At 64.2% G+C, this 18289-nt stretch carries 15 protein-coding genes; 9 read left to right on the top strand and 6 right to left on the bottom strand.

All coding sequences use genetic code 11. The features are described 5' to 3' along the window. The first annotated feature begins 34 nt into the window (after nucleotides 1-34). From ACTJKE_RS04475 to ACTJKE_RS04460, 4 genes are all read left to right on the top strand, one after another. Nucleotides 35-1762: an acetyl/propionyl/methylcrotonyl-CoA carboxylase subunit alpha gene (locus tag ACTJKE_RS04475; protein ID WP_058329796.1), complete on the top strand. Its 1728-nt coding sequence runs from the start codon at nucleotides 35-37 to the stop codon at nucleotides 1760-1762. A 322-nt stretch (nucleotides 1763-2084) separates the two neighbouring features. After that, nucleotides 2085-3986 carry a methyl-accepting chemotaxis protein gene (locus ACTJKE_RS04470; protein WP_440660291.1) on the top strand — a complete coding sequence of 634 codons (1902 nt, stop codon included), beginning with the start codon at nucleotides 2085-2087 and terminating at the stop codon, nucleotides 3984-3986. Between the two features lie 244 nt (nucleotides 3987-4230). Further along, nucleotides 4231-5190 (top strand): 3'-5' exonuclease, encoded by a 960-nt coding sequence (locus ACTJKE_RS04465; RefSeq protein ID WP_440691239.1) that lies wholly within the window; start codon nucleotides 4231-4233, stop codon nucleotides 5188-5190. Nucleotides 5191-5618: 428 nt separating this feature from the next. Further along, nucleotides 5619-5873, top strand: a complete 255-nt coding sequence (locus tag ACTJKE_RS04460; protein ID WP_440691237.1) for a hypothetical protein — start codon at nucleotides 5619-5621, stop codon at nucleotides 5871-5873. A gap of 85 nt (nucleotides 5874-5958) precedes the next feature. On the opposite strand, the gene ACTJKE_RS04455 is transcribed toward ACTJKE_RS04460, so the two are convergent. The 6 genes from ACTJKE_RS04455 to ACTJKE_RS04430 form a co-directional block, all read right to left on the bottom strand. Next, complete coding sequence (locus tag ACTJKE_RS04455) at nucleotides 5959-7491, bottom strand: aldehyde dehydrogenase family protein (protein ID WP_440691399.1); 1533 nt, start codon at nucleotides 7489-7491, stop codon at nucleotides 5959-5961. A gap of 26 nt (nucleotides 7492-7517) precedes the next feature. Next, nucleotides 7518-8399, bottom strand: a complete 882-nt coding sequence (locus tag ACTJKE_RS04450; protein ID WP_440691235.1) for an NAD(P)-dependent oxidoreductase — start codon at nucleotides 8397-8399, stop codon at nucleotides 7518-7520. Between the two features lie 207 nt (nucleotides 8400-8606). Further along, complete coding sequence (locus ACTJKE_RS04445; protein ID WP_245296288.1) at nucleotides 8607-9524, bottom strand: LysR family transcriptional regulator; 918 nt, start codon at nucleotides 9522-9524, stop codon at nucleotides 8607-8609. 24 nt (nucleotides 9525-9548) lie between these two features. Continuing rightward, the gene (locus tag ACTJKE_RS04440) at nucleotides 9549-10706 is read right to left on the bottom strand and encodes a M20 aminoacylase family protein (RefSeq protein WP_440691233.1); all 1158 of its coding nucleotides are present in this window, start codon (nucleotides 10704-10706) and stop codon (nucleotides 9549-9551) included. Nucleotides 10707-10780: 74 nt separating this feature from the next. Continuing rightward, the gene (locus ACTJKE_RS04435) at nucleotides 10781-11296 is read right to left on the bottom strand and encodes a hypothetical protein (RefSeq protein WP_057251779.1); all 516 of its coding nucleotides are present in this window, start codon (nucleotides 11294-11296) and stop codon (nucleotides 10781-10783) included. Nucleotides 11297-11310: 14 nt separating this feature from the next. Continuing rightward, nucleotides 11311-12129, bottom strand: a complete 819-nt coding sequence (locus ACTJKE_RS04430) for a DUF3100 domain-containing protein (RefSeq protein WP_057251778.1) — start codon at nucleotides 12127-12129, stop codon at nucleotides 11311-11313. A 451-nt stretch (nucleotides 12130-12580) separates the two neighbouring features. Here ACTJKE_RS04430 and ACTJKE_RS04425 point away from each other — a divergent pair, with 451 nt between their 5' ends. The 5 genes from ACTJKE_RS04425 (at nucleotide 12581) to ACTJKE_RS04405 (ending at nucleotide 18233) form a co-directional block, all read left to right on the top strand. Then, entirely contained in the window at nucleotides 12581-13606 is a 1026-nt protein-coding gene (locus ACTJKE_RS04425) for an ABC transporter substrate-binding protein (RefSeq protein ID WP_057251777.1), read from the top strand. Between the two features lie 160 nt (nucleotides 13607-13766). After that, entirely contained in the window at nucleotides 13767-15272 is a 1506-nt protein-coding gene (locus ACTJKE_RS04420) for a sugar ABC transporter ATP-binding protein (protein WP_058329802.1), read from the top strand. Further along, nucleotides 15272-16264, top strand: a complete 993-nt coding sequence (locus ACTJKE_RS04415; protein WP_058329803.1) for an ABC transporter permease — start codon at nucleotides 15272-15274, stop codon at nucleotides 16262-16264. The genes ACTJKE_RS04420 and ACTJKE_RS04415 overlap by 1 nt, the downstream gene beginning before the upstream one ends. Further along, complete coding sequence (locus ACTJKE_RS04410; RefSeq protein WP_057251774.1) at nucleotides 16261-17217, top strand: ABC transporter permease; 957 nt, start codon at nucleotides 16261-16263, stop codon at nucleotides 17215-17217. The genes ACTJKE_RS04415 and ACTJKE_RS04410 overlap by 4 nt, the downstream gene beginning before the upstream one ends. Then, entirely contained in the window at nucleotides 17214-18233 is a 1020-nt protein-coding gene (locus tag ACTJKE_RS04405; RefSeq protein ID WP_440635708.1) for a LacI family DNA-binding transcriptional regulator, read from the top strand. The genes ACTJKE_RS04410 and ACTJKE_RS04405 overlap by 4 nt, the downstream gene beginning before the upstream one ends. Nucleotides 18234-18289: the final 56 nt, after the last annotated feature.

The raw sequence follows: 18289 nt of genomic DNA, 5'->3' as shown, positions 1-18289 counted from the left end.
ACCCGGCCGCCCAGAAATTAGTGAGGAGACATCCATGCAGAAAGTCCTGATTGCCAATCGCGGCGAGATTGCAGTGCGCATCATTCGGGCCTGTCGCGACCACGGTCTGCAATCGGTCGCGGTCTATGCCGAGCCGGACATGGACGCGTTTTTCGTCAAGCTGGCCGACGAAGCCTATGGGCTCTCGGGCAGCCGCCCGGCCGAGACCTATCTCGATATCGCCAAGCTGATCGACATCGCCAAGCGCTCCGGCGCCGATGCCGTCCATCCCGGCTACGGCTTTCTTTCGGAGCGGGCCGAATTCGCCCGCGCCGTCATCGATGCCGGCCTCATCTGGATCGGCCCGGACCCGCATGTCATCGAAGCGCTTGGCGACAAGGTCGAGGCACGCCGCATTGCGCTGAGTGTCGGCGCGCCACTGGTTGCCGGCAGCGACGGCCCAGTCGAGACCGCCGCCGAAGTCATCGCCTTTGCCGAACAGCACGGGCTGCCCGTTGCCATCAAGGCGGCCCATGGCGGCGGCGGCCGTGGCCTGAAGGTCGCCTGGAAGATGGAGGAAGTGGCGGAACTCTACGATTCCGCCGTGCGCGAGGCCAAGGCCGCCTTCGGCCGCGGCGAGTGCTTCCTCGAGCGGTTCCTCGATCGCCCGCGCCACATCGAGGCGCAGGTGCTGGCGGACAAGCACGGCAACGTTCTGGTGCTTGGCACCCGCGACTGCTCTCTGCAACGTCGCAACCAGAAGCTCGTCGAGGAGGCGCCGGCGCCGTTCCTGTCCGACGCCCAGCGCCAGTCGATCCATGACGCCGCAAAGAAGATCTGTGCGGCTGCGGGCTACGCGGGCGCAGGCACGGTCGAGTTCCTGCTCGGCGTCGACGGCACGATCTCCTTCCTCGAAGTAAACACGCGTCTCCAGGTCGAGCATCCGGTGACCGAGGAGACGACCGGCATTGACCTCGTCATTGAACAGTTCCGCATCGCCGACGGCTTGCCGCTGCGGGTCACGGAAACGCCTGCACCGCGCGGCCACTCGATCGAGTTCCGGATCAATGCCGAGGATCCGGGCCGCGGCTTTTTGCCGACGCCGGGCGCAATCACGGCATTCGAGGCGCCCTCGGGTCCGGGCATCCGGCTCGACAGTGGCGTCATGGCGGGCTCGACGGTACCCGGCACCTTCGATTCGTTGATGGCAAAGCTGATCGTCACGGGCGCCACCCGCGAGGAGGTGTTGAGACGCGCCCGCCGCGCGCTGAAGGAATTCCGGATCGAGGGCATCGCCACCGTCCTGCCCTTCCATCGCGCCGCGATCGAAACGGAAGAGTTTGTCGGAGAGAGCGGCTTCAAGGTGCATACGCGCTGGATCGAGACCGATTTCGCCGCTCGCCTTTCCGCCGCGGCCCGGCCCGAGCCGGTTGCCGACGCGCATCTGATCCGCACCCATGTCGAGATTGACGGCAAGCGCCATGCGCTCGGCATTCCGGCAACGCTGCTCGCTGGTGTCGGCGGCCTCGCTGGCGCAAGCGCCAGCCTGGCGGCGGCAAAGGCAGAGGATGCGGCGAGCATAACCGCTCCGATCTCCGGCACCTTGCAGGCGTTCAAGGTCGAGGATGGCGCGGACGTCGCCGCCGGCGATCTGATCGCGGTGATGGAAGCGATGAAGATGGAAACCCAGGTCACGGCATCGCGGGCAGGCAAGATCCGGATCCGCACCGAGGCCGGCGCCTATCTGCAGGCCGGAGCGGAAATCGCCCGCTTCGAGGACTGAATTCGACCCCTGGCCACGCCCGCTGCGCGGGCGACGGCAAGGCATGATCTCCCAAGACTGCTGCGGTGGTCTGCGGGCGGACGAGCGATCGTCCGCCCGCTTTGTTTTTTACACCTGGTGCCGGCTTCCATGCGTATATCCGAAAAGCCGCGATTGCTTTTTTAACCGTAATTTAAATGCAAGATTACTACGTACTTATCGGTCAGTGCGCGCTGCAATTCCTCCTAAATAGCGCACGCAAACAGCCGGTCCTCCTCCCGCCGGTCTGGCTGACCATGTCCCCTCCCAACAACGCGATCGCGACATCACAGGAGTCACGGCAGTGACGTTCAAGAACCTATCGATATTGACCAAGGTCGGCCTTGTGGTCGTGGTCATGGGCATATCTTCCATTCTGATCGCGCTTGCCGGTGCGCGCGGTCTTTCCTCTCTCGGCGCGACCATCATCGACGTCGGCGCGCGCGAAGAGGCAGCACGCGAGGCGATGGACCTGCGCGTCGATATCATCGCCATCAGCCGCATGACCTACCAGCTTGCTGCAGCGCCCGAGAAAGCCGCCGATTTCGTCCAGGAAACCGAGAAGCGCGCCGGGGAAATGCTCGGCCGTCTGACGAAGATCGAGGCTGTTGCCGACGATGCGGAAGACAAGCTGCTGAACGACATCCGCATCACGCTCAACAGTTATTTCGACGAGATCCGCGCGATGATCGCGGTTGCCGCCGACAAGGGCACAAACACTGGCGCCGTCAAGGCGGCACTCGACAAGGCGCTCGAAGCCCAAAAGACGGTGACGGCGACGGTCAAGACCTACAGCACCTACTCCGGCGACGCGCTCGCCGCCGCCCGCTCCGAAGCGCTCAATTCCTCTTCCGTCGCGATGACCATCCTGGCCGCCGCCGCTGCGGCCTGCGTCCTCTTCGGCGTCGGCGTCAGCCTCTTCGTTGCCCGTCGTGGTATCGTCATGCCGGTGCGCGAACTCACCTCGACCATGAGCGAACTTGCCGACGGCAAGCTTGATGGCAACGGTACCGATGTCTCGCGCCAGGATGAAATCGGCGAGATGGCCCGTGCCGTCGAAGTCTTCCGCAAGAACGGCATTGCCATGCGCGCGATGAAGGCGCAGGAAGCCGCACTGCATGCCCGCAGCAGCGACCTGCAGTCGAACATCAGCGTCGTCGTCGCTTCCGCCGTTGCCGGCGACTTCACCGGCCGCATCACCAAGGACTATGAAAACGACGACCTCAACCGCTTCGCATCGAGCGTCAACGAGCTCGTCTCGAGCGTCGACCAGACGGTCAACGAAGTCCGCCGCGTGATCGCCGCACTCGCCGATGCCGACCTGACGCAGACCATGCGTGGCGAATTCCACGGCGCATTCGCCGAACTGCAGACGAACGTCAACCAGACGATGGTGACGCTGCGCTCGACGATGCAGAACGTACGCACCGCGGCAAGCACCATCAACGACAACTCTGCCGAGCTGAGTTCTGCCGCCAACGATCTGTCGAAGCGCACCGAACAGCAGGCCGCAGCGCTCGAAGAGACGGCCGCCGCTCTCGACGAGATCACTTCGACCGTGCGCACAGCTTCCGAGCGGGCGAATGAGGCGCATGAAATGGTGCGCGCCACCAAAGACAGTGCCGGCCGATCCGGCGCGATCGTGCGCAGCGCGGTCGATGCCATGGGCCGGATCGAGGATTCGTCCAACCGCATCAACCAGATCATCTCGGTGATCGACGAGATCGCCTTCCAGACCAACCTTCTGGCGCTAAACGCCGGCGTCGAAGCGGCCCGCGCCGGCGAGGCGGGTCGTGGTTTCGCCGTCGTCGCCCAGGAAGTGCGCGAACTGGCGCAACGCTCGGCCAACGCCGCAAAGGAGATCAAGACGCTGATCCACAGCTCAGCGTCGGAAGTCGAGAATGGCGTGGCGCTGGTGCGCTCCACCGGTGAGGCTCTGCTGGAGATCGAGACGCTGGTCAACAATGTCAGCGGCCACGTCAATACGATCGCGACGGCCGCCCGCGAACAGGCGACGGCGCTGCAGGAGATCAACACCTCGGTCAACCACATGGACCAGATGACCCAACAGAACGCGGCGATGGTGGAAGAAACGACGGCGGCAAGCGGCACGCTTGCCGAAGAAAGCCGCCAGCTCCGTACGATGCTGGCGAAGTTCAAGCTCGAAGCGCAGAGTGCACGCGACAGCTGGAGCCGGGCGGCCTGATCGAGGGGCGAAAGTTACACGCGCTCAAGTGAAGCCATATCTGCGGCGGCACTGTCCTTCCTGCACTGCATTTGCGGGGCAGGGCGCGGAGGCCGCCGCAGGCTTTTCAGAGGGGCGATAGTCTCCGCATTGCCGCCCCCGGGGATCCGGGTGGCTCCATCATTCTTCCTGAATTGCTGTGAAGCGCTGTTAGCGGCTATTCTGGAAGGCACACGTGTGAGTCGTTGATTTGCGGGACAACCGAATGACGCAGCAGTTCGACCTCTTTGCTTCGAACGAGGCAGCTACCAAAAAGGCAGGCGGCGGGTCAGCGGTCAAGAGGACCTCGTTGAACGAGGAAGATATGGTCCGTCACCTTCAGGCGACGGGCCGCTACCGCCTGCTGCAGCGGCTTGTGCCGCGCGCCGTGGTGCCTGTTGCTCGTCCCGGCTTTCCGCTGAAAGGCGTCATCCTCGATACCGAGACCACTGGGCTCAACAATCGCAAGGACGAGATTATCGAGATCGGGCTGATCGCTTTTACCTTCGATGAGAAGGGGAACCTCGGCGATGTGACGGGCGTTTATGGCGGTTTGCGGCAACCGGCCAATCCGATCCCTGCGGACATCACGCGCCTGACCGGCATTACCGATGCGATGGTCGCGGGAAAGGCGATCGATCTCGCCGAGATACGGACGCTGATGGAAAGAGCGGACCTTGTCATCGCGCATAATGCTGGCTTCGACCGTCCCTTCTGTGAGGCCTTTTCACCCGTCTTCGAAGGAAAGGCATGGGCCTGTTCCGTCTCTGAGGTCGATTGGTCCTCTCGCGGCTTCGAAGGCACGAAACTTGGTTATCTGATCGGGCAGGCCGGCTATTTCCACGACGGCCACCGGGCGGTCGACGATTGTTTCGCCCTGCTCGAAGTCCTTGCCAAGGATGGCGGCTCCGAAAACACGCCCTTTGCCGAGCTTTATCAGGCAAGCCAGCGATCGCGCATCCGCATTTTCGCGGAAAACAGCCCGTTCGACATGAAGGACCATCTGAAAGCGCGCGGTTATCGCTGGTCTGACGGAAGCGACGGCCGTCCGAAATCCTGGTGGATCGAGATCGCCGATGCTGCGCTTGAGGACGAGCTCCGCTATCTGCGCTCGGAGATCTATCGCTGGAATGAAGCCGATCCGCCGATCAAACGCTTGACCGCTTTCGATCGGTTCCGCGCCTGACAATCAGACGAGCACGCGGGATCGCCAGGGTAGACCTTGCGTGGACGCGGCCCCTGTCAATCAAATTATCCCGTTTTCTGCCGGCCTTTGTATGAAGGCAACCTGCCGATCGTAGCGCCAGCGCTGGCACCGGGCTGCACTGGCGGCGCCTTTCTCCTCGGTCGCGCCCGATGATGCTCAGTGCGGCGCTGTTCGAGATCCGGCAGCCTAACTGCTTCACCGACCCGCCTCTTCTCGATGAGCGGCCTTCAGGTCAATCGTGGCCTTGAGCTCTCTGCCTTCGGTGAGCCGATGGACGGTCTTCGTCTGCTTGGCGGCATTACTTTCATGGATGTCGAGCTGGCAAAGACACAAGGCGGCCTGCACGACGGCAAGAGCGTCACGGGCGTCCCAAAAAGACGGCGATCAGCCTTTACGGCGAATACGATATGCCCTGGGTTGAGGACCTGACGCTCACGGGTCGCGTCATTTACACCGGCAGCAGCTATTATGATCGGGCGAACACGCAGAAGGTTTCGGACTGGACGCGGGTTAATCTCGGCGCGCGCGCGAGAAAACGGCAATCCGTTGGAATTCCGGGCGACGGTCGAGAACGTTTTCAACGAGAACTACTGGGCATCGTCTGCCTGTGGCTTCCTCTCGGCCGGCGCACCACGCACGTTCATGCTTTCGGCTTCGGTTGATTTCTGAGGCTGCTGCCCAGATTTCAGTTAGCAAAAAGAAACGGCCGGCATATGCCGGCCGCTTCTCGTTTAAACTGCGTATCGATCACGTTTCCGGCGCATAGCCGAAGACGATGGCCGGATTTTCTGCTGTTTCAACCCAGACGCTCTTCGTCTGGGTATAGGCCATCAAGGCATCACGACCGGAGGAACGGCCATAGCCGGAGCGACCAAAACCGCCGAAGGGTGACATGACGCTGATCGTCTTGTAGCCGTTGATCCAGAAGGTTCCGGCCCGTACCTTGGAAGCAACGCGATGCGCGCGACCGACATCGCGGGTCCAGACCGCACCGGCAAGGCCATAGGGATTGTCGTTGGCGAGCGTGATTGCCTCTTCTTCATCGTCGAAGACGGTGACACCGACGACAGGGCCGAAGACCTCGTCGCGGGCGATCGTCATGTCCGGTTTGACGTTGTCGAGAATGGTCGGGGCGAAATAGAAGCCGCCGGAGGATTGAAGTGCCGTTGGCTTGGCGCCGCCGGTCGCAAGCTTGGCGCCTTCCGCCACGCCCTGCTTGACCATTTCCTCGATCTTCGCCCACTGACGGGCATTGTTGATCGGGCCGATCTGCGTCGTTTCGAGATAGGGATCGCCGACCGGGATGCGCGCGGCGGCCTCGGCATAGCGCTCGACGAACTGCTGATGCACCGAGCGGTGGACGAGCAGGCGCGAGCCGGCAACGCAGCTCTGGCCGGCGCCGGAGAAGATCGCCGACTGAGCGCCGACGATGGCGCGGTCGATATCGGCATCGGCAAAGACGATGTTGCCGGACTTGCCGCCGAGTTCGAGGATGCAGGGCACAACGTTCCTTGCGGCCGCCGCCGCAATTGCCGAACCGGCCAGCGCCGAACCGACGAAGACGACGAGTGCCGTCTTCGGATGCGCGACCATCGCCTGGCCTGCCGTCACGCCCTGGCCGGCGATGACGTTGACGAGACCACGCGGCGCGCCGCCCGCCTCGCAGAGCGCACCGAGCACCAGCGTGCTGAGCGGCGTCAGTTCCGACGGTTTGATGACGACGCCGTTGCCGGTGCAGATCGCCGGTGCGATCTGCCAGCCGCCGGTAAAGAGCGGCGCGTTCCAGGGGGTGATCTGCGCGACGACGCCGAGCGGCTCGTTGCGGGTGTAGTTCAGGTGCGAAGTCGGCACCGGGATGACCTCGCCATGGAGCTTGTCGCACCAGCCGGCATAATATTCGAACATTTCGGCGACGCGGACGGCCTCGCCGCGGATGTCGCGGATCGGTCTTCCGGCCGAACGGCTTTCGAGCTCGGCGATCTCGCCGGCGCGCTCGCGGATATTGCGGGCGATCTCGTTCATCACCCGGCCACGGGCCGAAGCGGTCATCGAAATCCACTCGCGCTGGGCACGCGCTGCGGCCTGCATCGCCGCGTCGACGACGTCCTTGCCGGCATCCTTGAAGGTGGCAAAGACTTCGCCGGTCGCCGGATCCGTCAGCTTCTGCTCATCGCCGGAGCCGGGCACAAGCGCACCATCCACATAGCTGCCGATTTCCGTGCCAGGAAGGAAACCGTGAAAGAGAGCGCGGATGCGCTCGGCCTTGGCGGGCATGGTCATGTCGTTCATCGTCGTTCCCTTGGGTATCAGTTGTCGTTGACGGGGCGGAAGGCGCCCATGCGGGTGAAGTCATCTGCATTGTCGAGCGGGCTCTCGGCCCAGAGCCTTGCGACAGCACGCGAAAGCGGCAGCTCGGCGCCGGTGCGCGCTGCAAGTTCGCTCGCAAGCCGCACGTCCTTGCGCATCAGCCCCATGGTGAAGCCGCTGTCGAAGCGGCCGTTCATCACCCAGGTCGGGAAATGCACCTCGCTGATCATCGACTTGCCGGAGGCGGCGTTCAGCACCTTCAGCGCCTCTTCCGCGTCAAGCCCGGCCGCAAGCGCCAGCTTCAGGCCTTCGCCCGTCGTCACCATATGGGCGGCGGCGAGCAGGTTGTTGACAAGTTTGGCGACGTTGCCGGCGCCGCTTTCACCCACATGCAGCGCCTTCGCCGACATCGCCTCGATGACGGGGCCGGCAAGGGCGACGTCCGCATCGCTGCCGCCGATCATCATCGTCAGCTTGCCGCTTGCGGCACCGGCCGGCCCGCCGGACACGGGCGCGTCGATGAAGCCGTGGCCGAGGCCGGCAAGGGCTGCGGCGAGATCACGCGAGACATCCGGCTCGGATGTCGAGGTGTCGATGATCACGACCCGCGGGCTGGCCGATTTCAGCGCCTCGAGATTGGCCTCGACGACAGCGGCGACGTCCTTCGCGGTCGGCAGAGAGAAGACGATGAAATCGGTATCGAAGAAGACGTCGGCGAGCGAGGCGACCGGGGAAACGCCACCTTCGGCCGCAAGGGTGCGCCGGGCTTCCGAAAGGTCGAAACCTTTGACCGCGAAACCCTCTCGGGCGAGCGTCGTCGCCATGCCGAGCCCCATGGCGCCCAATCCCACCACGCCCACTGTCGTTCGTTCCGCCGTCATGATCTTCTCTACCCTCGTCTGGTTCTGATGATCGGGCGAAGGTGGCATGCGGGGTGGCGAGCGGGTAGACGGCGCGCCTGGTACAATGCGTTGCTGGCGTGGCAACGTCTGCGGCGTTGTCCAGCGGCGCCGAGAGGGCGCGCTTAGCTGCCGAGAACCGTGGACGGCCGTTCAGAACTAAGGGCGAGGTGGCGCGGAGCCGATGCGTCAGCCGCGGAAGGATTGCATTTCTTCCGCGAGATGTTGGCCGAGTTTTTCGACCGAGAGCGGCAGGCGGCGGTGGGCGCGCACCATGAGGTGGGCACTCGCCTCGCGCAGCAGCGGATCGGCGAGGTCGATCGCCTGCATCGCCCCGCGCGCGATTTCGACGGCAACGGCCGTGCGCGGCAGGAATGTGACGCCGAGGCCGGCGGCAACGAAGCGGCGCAGCACCTCGATCGAATGGGTTTCGAGCAGCGGCGCCAGCGCCAGTCCCGCATCGGCCGCCACCCGCGCCACCAGTTGCGTCACGCCATTGCCCTTGCCGAGCAGCGCACAAGACGAGGTCAGGCAATCGGCGAGCTTCAGGTCGCGGCGTGTTGACAGCGGGTGACCTGTCGGCACGATGACGCAGAGCGGTTGGCGGGCGATTGCCAGCGCCCGGATGCGCGGGTCGGTGAAGGGGGTGTAGGCGATGCCGATATCGGCGTCGCTGTTGGCGATGGCGTCGACCACGTCTTCGGTGCTGCCGAGCTCGACGATGTAGCGCACGTAGGAGTGCGCCCTGGAGAACGAGGAAAGCCCGTTTTCCACCAGATCGGCCATGAAGCCCTCGCCGCAGCGAATACGGATGCGGGTCTGCTGCACGCCGCGGATCTGGTCGAGCTGTTCAGCGAGCAGTCCGTTGTCTTCGAGTACCCGCTTGCCGTGTTCGAGCACCAGTTCGCCGGCATCGGTCAAGACCGTGCCGCGCGCGGTGCGTTCGAAGAGGGAAAGGCCGATGTCGCGTTCGGTGTCGGCGATCTGCCGGCTGACGACCGATGGCGCCAGCCCCATATGCTCCGCAGCACCCCGGATCGAACCGATGCGCGCAACCGCCATAAAGATCCTGAGCGCTTTCGCGTCGAGTACATCCATGGCGGTCATGGATGCGACGGAATCCCCTCGGGGTCAACGACCAAGCGATGTGGAGATGAGGCGTGTCCAGAGGTTTACGCCCTCACCGATGATCGCGTCGTTGAAATCGTAGTGCGGTGAATGCAGGCCGGGATTGGCGCCTTCGCGCCGGGCGCCGAGCCAGAGATAGCAGCCCGGGCGTTCGTCGAGCATGAAGGCAAAATCTTCCGCGGCCATGCTTGGCGGCGCGTCGACGACGGTCAATGTGGTGTCCTCGGCGGCAATGGCACGCACAAGGGCGGCGGCAGCCGGGTCGTTGATCGTGGCGGGATAACGCCGCTGATAGTCGAACTCCGCCTTGCAGTCGAGCCCTTCGGCAAGCGCCGTGACGAGTACGCGCATGCGTGTTTCCAGCGTGTCGCCGACAGATTTGTCGAACCAGCGCGTGGTGCCGCGGATCACGGCTTTTTCCGGGATGACGTTCCAGGCGTCGCCGCCATGGATCTGCGTGACGGAGACGACGGCAGCTTCGAGCGGCGAGACGTTGCGGCTGGCGATAGTCTGCAACGCGGTGACAATCTGGGCGACCGCGACCAGCGGGTCGGCGCCCTCGTGCGGCATGGCGCCGTGGGCGCCGCGGCCGGTGATGGCGATTTCGAAGACGCCGAAGGCGGCCATCATCGCATCGTCGCGCGCGACCACCGAGCCGACGTCGAGCGCCGGCCAATTGTGCAACGCATAGACGGCATCGGCCGGAAAATCGCGGAAGAGCCCGTCGGCGACCATGACCTGCGCGCCGCCTTCGGCCTCTTCGGCCGGCTGGAAGATGAAGTGCACCGTGCCGTCGAAATCCATTTCGCTTGCCTGCCGCGCGGCGGCAAGCAGCATTGCGACATGGCCGTCATGGCCGCAGGCATGCATCTGGCCCTGCGTTTTCGAGGCATAGGCAACGCCGCTCGTCTCTATGATCGGCAGCGCGTCCATGTCGGCGCGGATGGCGATGGCGCGGCTCGACGTGCCGCGCGTGAGCGTGCCGACGAGGCCGGTGCCGCCATAGCCGTCCTTCACCGTGATGCCCCATTCGGCCAGCCGGCCAGCGATGAAGGCCGCAGTCTGCCGCTCTTCGAAGGCAAGCTCGGGATAGGCATGCAGGTGATGACGCCAGCGGATCGTTTCCTCGATGCGTTCGGGGCTGATGTCGTGGCGTGTCATGGTTTGCATCCTGTCGATGAAGGGATGGCTGGCCGGCCTGCGCGGGCCGGCCAATCCTTGTGTCAGGGTCTCGGTTATTGCCCGAGGCGCAGGAAGAGGTCGGCAACGACGACGGAGCCCATGTAGGTGCCGACCATCACGCAGATCGCGACGATGACGATCTTCCAGCCCGAGCGGCGGGCGATGGTGAATTCGCTCGCGGTGAGCGCGAGGCCGCCATAGGCAAGCGCCGGCGTTGCCAGCGCGAGAAAGTTCAGGTGTTCAACCTGTTCGCTGACCCAGGCCGCACCCGGGACGCCGGGGATGGTGATGAGGATCGCGATCAGCGACACCCAGGCGACACCAGGCAGGTAGAAGGGCACAAAGCGGGCGAGCGCCAGGCCGACGATGCAGGCGACGTAGAGCGTTGCCATGCCCGGGAGCGCCGTCAGCGGCGAGGTGCCGGTGCCGACCCAATTGGCGATAAGCCCGATGGCGCAAGCGATCAGAAGCAGGCCGGCATGGCCGACGACATCGATCTTGCGCTCGTCTTCGGCGTTAAGAGGGAGATCGTCGGCGTAGTTGGCGGAGGTGTTGGTCTGGTTGGCCATGATATCTCTCCCGATCAGGCTTGAGCGCGACGCTCGGACGGCCGAGCCTTGTTGTAGAGCCACTCGGTCAAGGGCAGCGCGACGAACATGCCGACATAGAGCCCGGTGGCATAGGTCAGGATGTTGCTGGCGGCGGCAAGCGCGAGGATGATGTCCTTCTGGTCGGGCACGGCAGCCACGAGGCCGCCGGTGCAGGCCGCCAGCATCGAGCCGGAGCCGACGCCGCAGGACATGGCGAGCGCACGCACGTCGAAGATGCCGAGGCCATGGACGATCGGCGGCATGATGGCGAAGACGAAGGTGCCGATCAGCGTGCCAGTCGCATAGACGCCCATGGCGCCCGCACCTTCCGGCGAGTTGAGACCGTACTTGTCGGCGATCAGCGCGAGGTTCGGTTCACGGTCGATCGAATAGGTCGCGCCGACGGCCTCGCGGCCCATCTTGAGCAGGAATACCGCGACCGGGAAGGCGACGAGAATCGTGCCGAGATTGCCGAGCTCCTGGAGCACCAGCGCCGGGCCGGCCTCGATGATCTTGGAGATCTGCGGGCCGACGGTCGTTCCGAACTTGGCGATGAACGGCATGATGGCGACGGTGATCATCGCGCCGGAAAGCTTGACCGCATCGCGCGACAGGAACTTGGCGCTCGCCTTGAAAATGGCGGGATTGACAAGGATGCCGAGCGCGAAAGCGTAGAGGATCGGCAGGAAGATGACGGTGCCGATGCCGATCGGAAGGCGTTGAATGCCGATCAGCTCGGAGACGATGACGATCGCCAGCACAAGGATGTGCAGATAGAGCGCGCCCGAGGCGGCTCCGGTTTTTCCGGTCATGATGTTCTCCTCTGGTTGGGAGCCAGTTGTTGTTCTTTGCCCAGATTTCACAGTAGGGGGAGAGGGCAAATTGCGGCTAGCCGGCCGGCAAGCAACGAAGTGTTGCGATTTGAGCAACGGGCTGGCCGTCGCTCCGGCGGCAATCGGGATCAGTCCCGCAGCGCCTTCATGTCATGGCTTCATTCCTGCATTTCATTCCAGCTGGCGTCACGACGAATCGTCGTCGCCTCTGCCCCAGCTGTTGCACAGCGGGAAGGGGGAGCCAAGCGCTATTGCCCCTCCTTTGCACTCCTCCGGAAGTGGCCAGGCGCCTGCGCGTTGCCGCATTCCATTGCTCCGGGGTCAGGTGAGTGGCCGAAATAGAATCCTCTGTAAAAATCCCTGAAAAACCCCCATTGAAATCGATTACATTTTCTGGCTTCATAGGTTTCGCAAGATTTGGGAGGATCTTATGAAGAGATTTATCGCCGCAGCGCTTGGCGCTGTCGCTACCATTGCCATTTCCGCTTCTTTCGCCAATGCCGAGACCTTCAAGATCGGCCTGTCCAACGGCTGGGTCGGCAGCGAATGGCGCACGCAGATGATCGACGAGGCCAAGGAGGCCGCGGCGAAGTGGAAGGAAAAAGGCGTCGACGTCGAAGTCTCGGTCCAGAGTGCCAATGTCGACGTGCCCGGGCAGATTGCGCAGGTGCGCAACTTCATTGCCGAGGGCGTGAACGCCATCATCATCAACCCCAACAGCCCGACCGCCTTCGATCCGATCTTCGCTCAGGCGAAGGAAGCCGGCATTCTGGTGATCGCGACGGACGCCGAAGTGTCGTCGCCGGATGCGATCTATGTCGGCATCGATCAGACGGCCTGGGGTGCGGCCGGCGCCAAGTGGCTGGCCGATACGCTCGGCGGCAAGGGCAAGGTCGTTGCCATCAACGGCGTCGCCGGTCATCCGGCAAACGAGATGCGCGTTGCCGGCTACAAGAGCGTCTTCAAGGATTATCCGGATATCCAGGTGGTCAACGAAGTCAACGCCAACTGGGATCAGGCGCAAGGCCAGCAGGCGATGCAGAACATCCTTGCGACCTATCCTGACATCAACGGCGTCGTCGTGCAGGACGGCATGGCCGCCGGGGCCTGGAAGTCGATCATGGATGCCGGCAAGACCGGCCAGATCGCCGCCACCGGCGAAATCCGCAAGGACTTCATCGACCTCTGGGTGAAGGACAAGCTGAATTCCGGCGCGACCGTCAACCCGCCCGGCGTCATGGCGAGCGCGCTCAACGTCGCGGTGCTGATGCTGCAGGGCAAGGAACTGAAGGAGCCGGCAACGGCGGGGCAGTACAAGAACGCCATGTATCTGCCGATCCCGTTCATCGATTCCAAGAACCTCGCGGACGCGGCCAAGCAGCTCGACGGCAAGCCGGGTTACTACTCCTACACCAACGCGCTTTCGATCGACGACGCGACGGCGTTGTTCAAGTAAGCTCTGATCCACCGGGCAGCTCGCATCTGAGTTGCCCGGCGGCCAATGCCGCCGACGGCTCCCAGGGCAGGATCGTATCGGGCATGAAATCAGCTGCAGCGGAGCTCGCCAAGGCGCGACTTGAGGTGGTGCAGCAAGCAACCAAAATGGTGGACAGCCGATGTCGAAACTGAGACTGAACGGCGTGAGCAAGGCTTACGGCGCAACGCTGGCGTTACGCCGCGGCGATCTCGACGTCGCCGCCGGCGAGGTGCATGTGCTGATGGGCTCCAACGGCTCCGGCAAGAGCACGCTCTGCAAGGTCATCGCCGGCAGCGTGCGCCCCGACGGCGGCCAGATCCTGATCAATGACAAGCCCGTGACGATTTCCGGGCCGCAAGCCGCGCGCGTTGCCGGCATCGGCATCTTCTATCAGGAACTCAGCCTGGCCAGCCATCGTTCGGTCGAAGAGAACATCTGCCTCTCCGCCCTGCCGGTGAAGGCCGGCTTCTTCATCGACCGGCGGGCGCTGAAGGCGCGGGCGGCGCGTTACATCGCGCTGTTCGCCGAGGTCGCCGGCGAAGGCTTCCATGCGGAGGCGCTCGTTGGCAATCTTAGGGCCGACCAGCGGCAACTGGTCGAAATCATGAAGGCGCTCGCCAGTGAAGCACCGATCCTGATCTTCGACGAGCCGACCTCGGCGCTCGATCGCGCCCAGGTCGATCGCTTCTTCGAAATCCTGCGTGGCCTCAAGGCGCAAGGGCGCGGCGTCATCTTCATCTCGCACCGAATGGACGAAATCACCGCGATCGGCGATCGCGTAACGATCATCCGCGACGGCGAGACCATCGAGACGCTCAAGCTCTCCGATACCGATCCAGCAACGGTGATCCGGCTGATGGTCGGCGGTGCCAGCGACATGCCGGCGGCCCGGTCCTCGGCGCCAGCGGTGGTGGAAACCCGGGCGAAGGCGGCGATCTCGGTCCGAAATCTAACCGGCAAGGGCTTTCGCGATGTCAGTTTCGAGGTGGCACGGGGAGAGATCCTCGGCCTTGGTGGTCTGCACGGCCAAGGGCAGTCGGCGCTGCTGAGAGCGATCTTTGGCGCAAGCGCCGTGACGTCAGGTGAGGTGACGATCGGCGGCGAACGCTATAACGCCAAGAGCCCGCGCGATGCGATCCGGCGCGGCTGCGCCTATGTCTCCGGCGACCGCGGCCGTGACGGGGTCATCAGCGGCCGCCCAATCATCGAGAATGTCACGCCGATCCACTATCTCCGCGACCGGCTGATGATTGCGCGGCCCTCAAGCCTGAAAAACAAGGCGATGCCGGCGCTCGCGGCGATGCACACGAAGTTTGCCAGCCTCTTCCATCCGATCAATTCGCTTTCCGGCGGCAACCAGCAGAAGGTGATCATCGCCCGCTGGCTGATCGACCGGCCCGACGTGCTGCTGCTCGACGATCCGACCAAGGGCATCGACCTCTCGGCCAAGGCCGATCTCTTCGCGCTGATCCGGCAGCTTGCGGCCGACGGCCTCGGTATTCTGCTCTATTCGTCTGAAGACGCCGAGCTGCTTGGCAATGCCAACCGCATCCTCGTCTTCAACGGCGGCTCGGTGACGCGTGAACTGACCGGCGACGATCGCACCCGCTACAATCTCTACCAGGCTGCATACGAGGCCGCGTGATGACATCGACAACGACCGACATGCGAACTTCCGGGGCGGGCGGCCTCCGTTCCTGGCTGGAGCGCTACCCCTTCCTGCCGGCGCTTGTGATCGTTGTTGCACTACTGGCGCTCAACGGCCTCTTCTCTCCGAATAGCCTGAGTTTTCGATCGCTGACTGGACTTCTCAGCACCTATATGGCGCTGATCATGCTGGCGATCGCCCAAACCTATGTGGTGTCCGCCGGAGACATCGACCTCTCGGCCGGCGCGACGCTGTCGCTGGTCAACGTGGCGATCGTCGTCTTGATGGAGCGCTGGGGCGGCGGTGCCGGTGCGGTGCTGCTCGCGCTTGCGCTCGGCGTCTTGATCGGCCTTGCCTGCGGCCTGGTCAACGGCCTCGTCGTCGCAGCCCTTCGCCTGCAGGCGATCGTCGCCACCTTCGCCACCAGCATCTTCTTCATCGGCCTGGCGCTCTACGTCATGCCGGTCGCCGGTACGCCGGCGCCGGCGCTCTTCTGGCGCACCTATGGCGGACGTCTGCTCGGCCTGCCTTTCGTCTTCTACGTGCTCGCGGCTCTCGCCGTGCTGCTCTATCTCCTGTCGCGCACCCGTATCGTGACCGAACTGCTGGCCGTCGGCGATGACCAGCAGGCCGCCTATCAGACGGGGCTGCCGGTCGTGGCTGTCCGCATTAGGGGCTACCTGCTCAGCGGCCTCTTCTCGGCGCTCGCGGCCTTCTGCCTGACCGGCGATACGGCCAGCGGCGATCCGCTCGTCGGCGGCAAGATGACGCTCTACAGCGTCGCGGCGGTCGTGCTCGGCGGCAGTGCGCTCGCCGGCGGCTGGACGACGGTGGTTGGTTCGCTGCTCGGCGCTCTGACGATCGGCCTCGTCAACTCGCTGGTCTTCTTCATGGGCACGCCTTCGGAATGGCAGAACTTCGTCCAGGGCCTTGCCATTCTCCTGGTGTTGATGGCCGGCGTGCTTGCCGGCCGGAGGGCACGCGCATGACTGCGGTTACCACCTTCTTCAAACAGCCATTGGTCGTTGCGCTGATCCTCATCGTCGCGCTGCTTTATCTCGGTCAAAGCCTTTCGCCCGGCTTCGCCTCGGCCGACCAGATCCTGCGTCTCCTGATCGTCGCCTCGCTGCTCGGCATCGTCGCCGCCGGCCAGAACGTCGTCATTCTCGGTGGCCGCGAGGGCATCGACCTCTCCGTCGGCGGTATCGTCTCCTTGTCGGCGATCATCGCCGGCAACGTCATGAACGGCGCCGATGGCGGTATCCTGCCGGCGGTGCTGGCCTGCCTGGCGGCCGGCGCGTTCTTCGGCTTCTTGAACGGTCTCGGCGTGACGCTTTTGCGCATACCGCCGCTGGTCATGACGCTTGGCATGCTCGGCGTGCTGCAGGGCCTGCTCGTCGTCATCCGCCAGGGTATCCCTTCGGGTCGGGCCGCGCCGGGGCTTTCGGCCTTCGTCACGCAACCCTTCGCGCTCGGCATTCCCGGCATCATCTGGCTCTGGATCGCGATCGGCCTGTTGATGGCCTTCATGTTGAACCGCACCGTCTTCGGCCACCGCATCTATGCGATCGGCTCGAACGAACATGCGGCCTATATGACCGGCGTCCCGGTCCGCCTCATGCGCGTCGGTCTGTTCATGATTTCGGGCATGTTCGCTGCGATCGCCGGGCTCTGCCTGCTCGGCTATTCCGGCTCGTCCTTCGCCAATGTCGGCGAGCAATACATGCTCTCCTCGATCATCGCGGTCGTCTTCGGCGGCACCTCGCTTGCCGGCGGCAAGGGCGGCTACACCGGCACCATGGCGGGCGCCCTGCTGCTCGTCATCCTCCAGGGCATCCTGACGACGGTCAATATCGACGAATCCGGCCGCCAGATGGTGTTTGGCGCGACGCTGCTGCTCCTGATGTTGTTCTACGGCCGTGGGCGGGCGATGCGGGCATGAGCGAGCGGCCGAAAATCAAGGACATTGCGGAGAGGGCCGGAGTCTCGGTCGCGACCGTTTCCCGCGCGCTCAGCGGCTCCAGCCTGGTGACCGACGAGACGCGCAAGCGCATCCACGAGCTTGCGCGCGAGTTGAACTACCGGCCGAACGTCAGCGCAAGAAACCTGAGGACACGCCGGTCGATGTCGGTGCTGCTCGTCGTGCGAGATGTTGGCAACCCCTTCTATCTCGAGATCCTCAAGGGCGTGGAGGCGACGGCCCGGGCGGCCGGGTACGCCGTTCTCATGGGCAATACCGAGAATGATCCGGATCGCGAGGTCGAATACTTCAACATGCTGCGCGATGGCCATGCCGACGGCATGATCCTGATGACCGGCAAGCTGCCGGAGCCGCAGCCGGGCGAAAGCGCTGCGGTTTCTCACCTTCCCATCGTCGTGGCGCTCGAAATGATCGAAACTGCAGGCTTTCCGCATGTGCAGATCGACAACTCTGCCGCGGCGCGTGAGGCGGTTGAGCATTTGATTGCACTCGGGCATCGCCGCATCGCCCATGTCGCCGGCCCATTGCCGGAGGTGATGGCGATGCACCGGCGTGACGGTTACCGGGCCGCGATGGCAGCCGCCGGTCTGCCGATCCCTGAGGGTTACGAGGTGCGCGGCGACTACCTGCTCGAAAGCGGAGAGGCCTGCGTCGCCGAACTCTTCGCCCTGCCGGAGCCACCGACGGCGATCTTTGCCGCCAACGACGAGATGGCCTATGGCGCGATCCACGCCTTGCGACGGCTCGGCTGCGATGTTCCGGGCGACGTCTCGGTCGTCGGCTTCGACGACCTCTATCTGAGCAAGGCCTTCTATCCGCCGCTGACGACGGTCAGCCAGCCGCGCGCCGATATCGGCCGCACGGCGATGTCGCTGCTTCTCGATATCCTGTCCGGCGACGATGTTGCCGCTGCACCGGCCGTCGTGCTGCCGACCGCCCTCAACATTCGCGGCAGCACCGCGCCGCCGAAGAAATGACCAGAGCGGGATGAGGAAAGTGAGGGCGGTATTCCGCCCGCATCCCGCGCCGACTT

This window comes from Ensifer sp. 22521 (assembly GCF_052044795.1).
GTDB lineage: Bacteria > Pseudomonadota > Alphaproteobacteria > Rhizobiales > Rhizobiaceae > Ensifer.
This window is presented reverse-complemented; position numbering and strand designations above follow the sequence as displayed.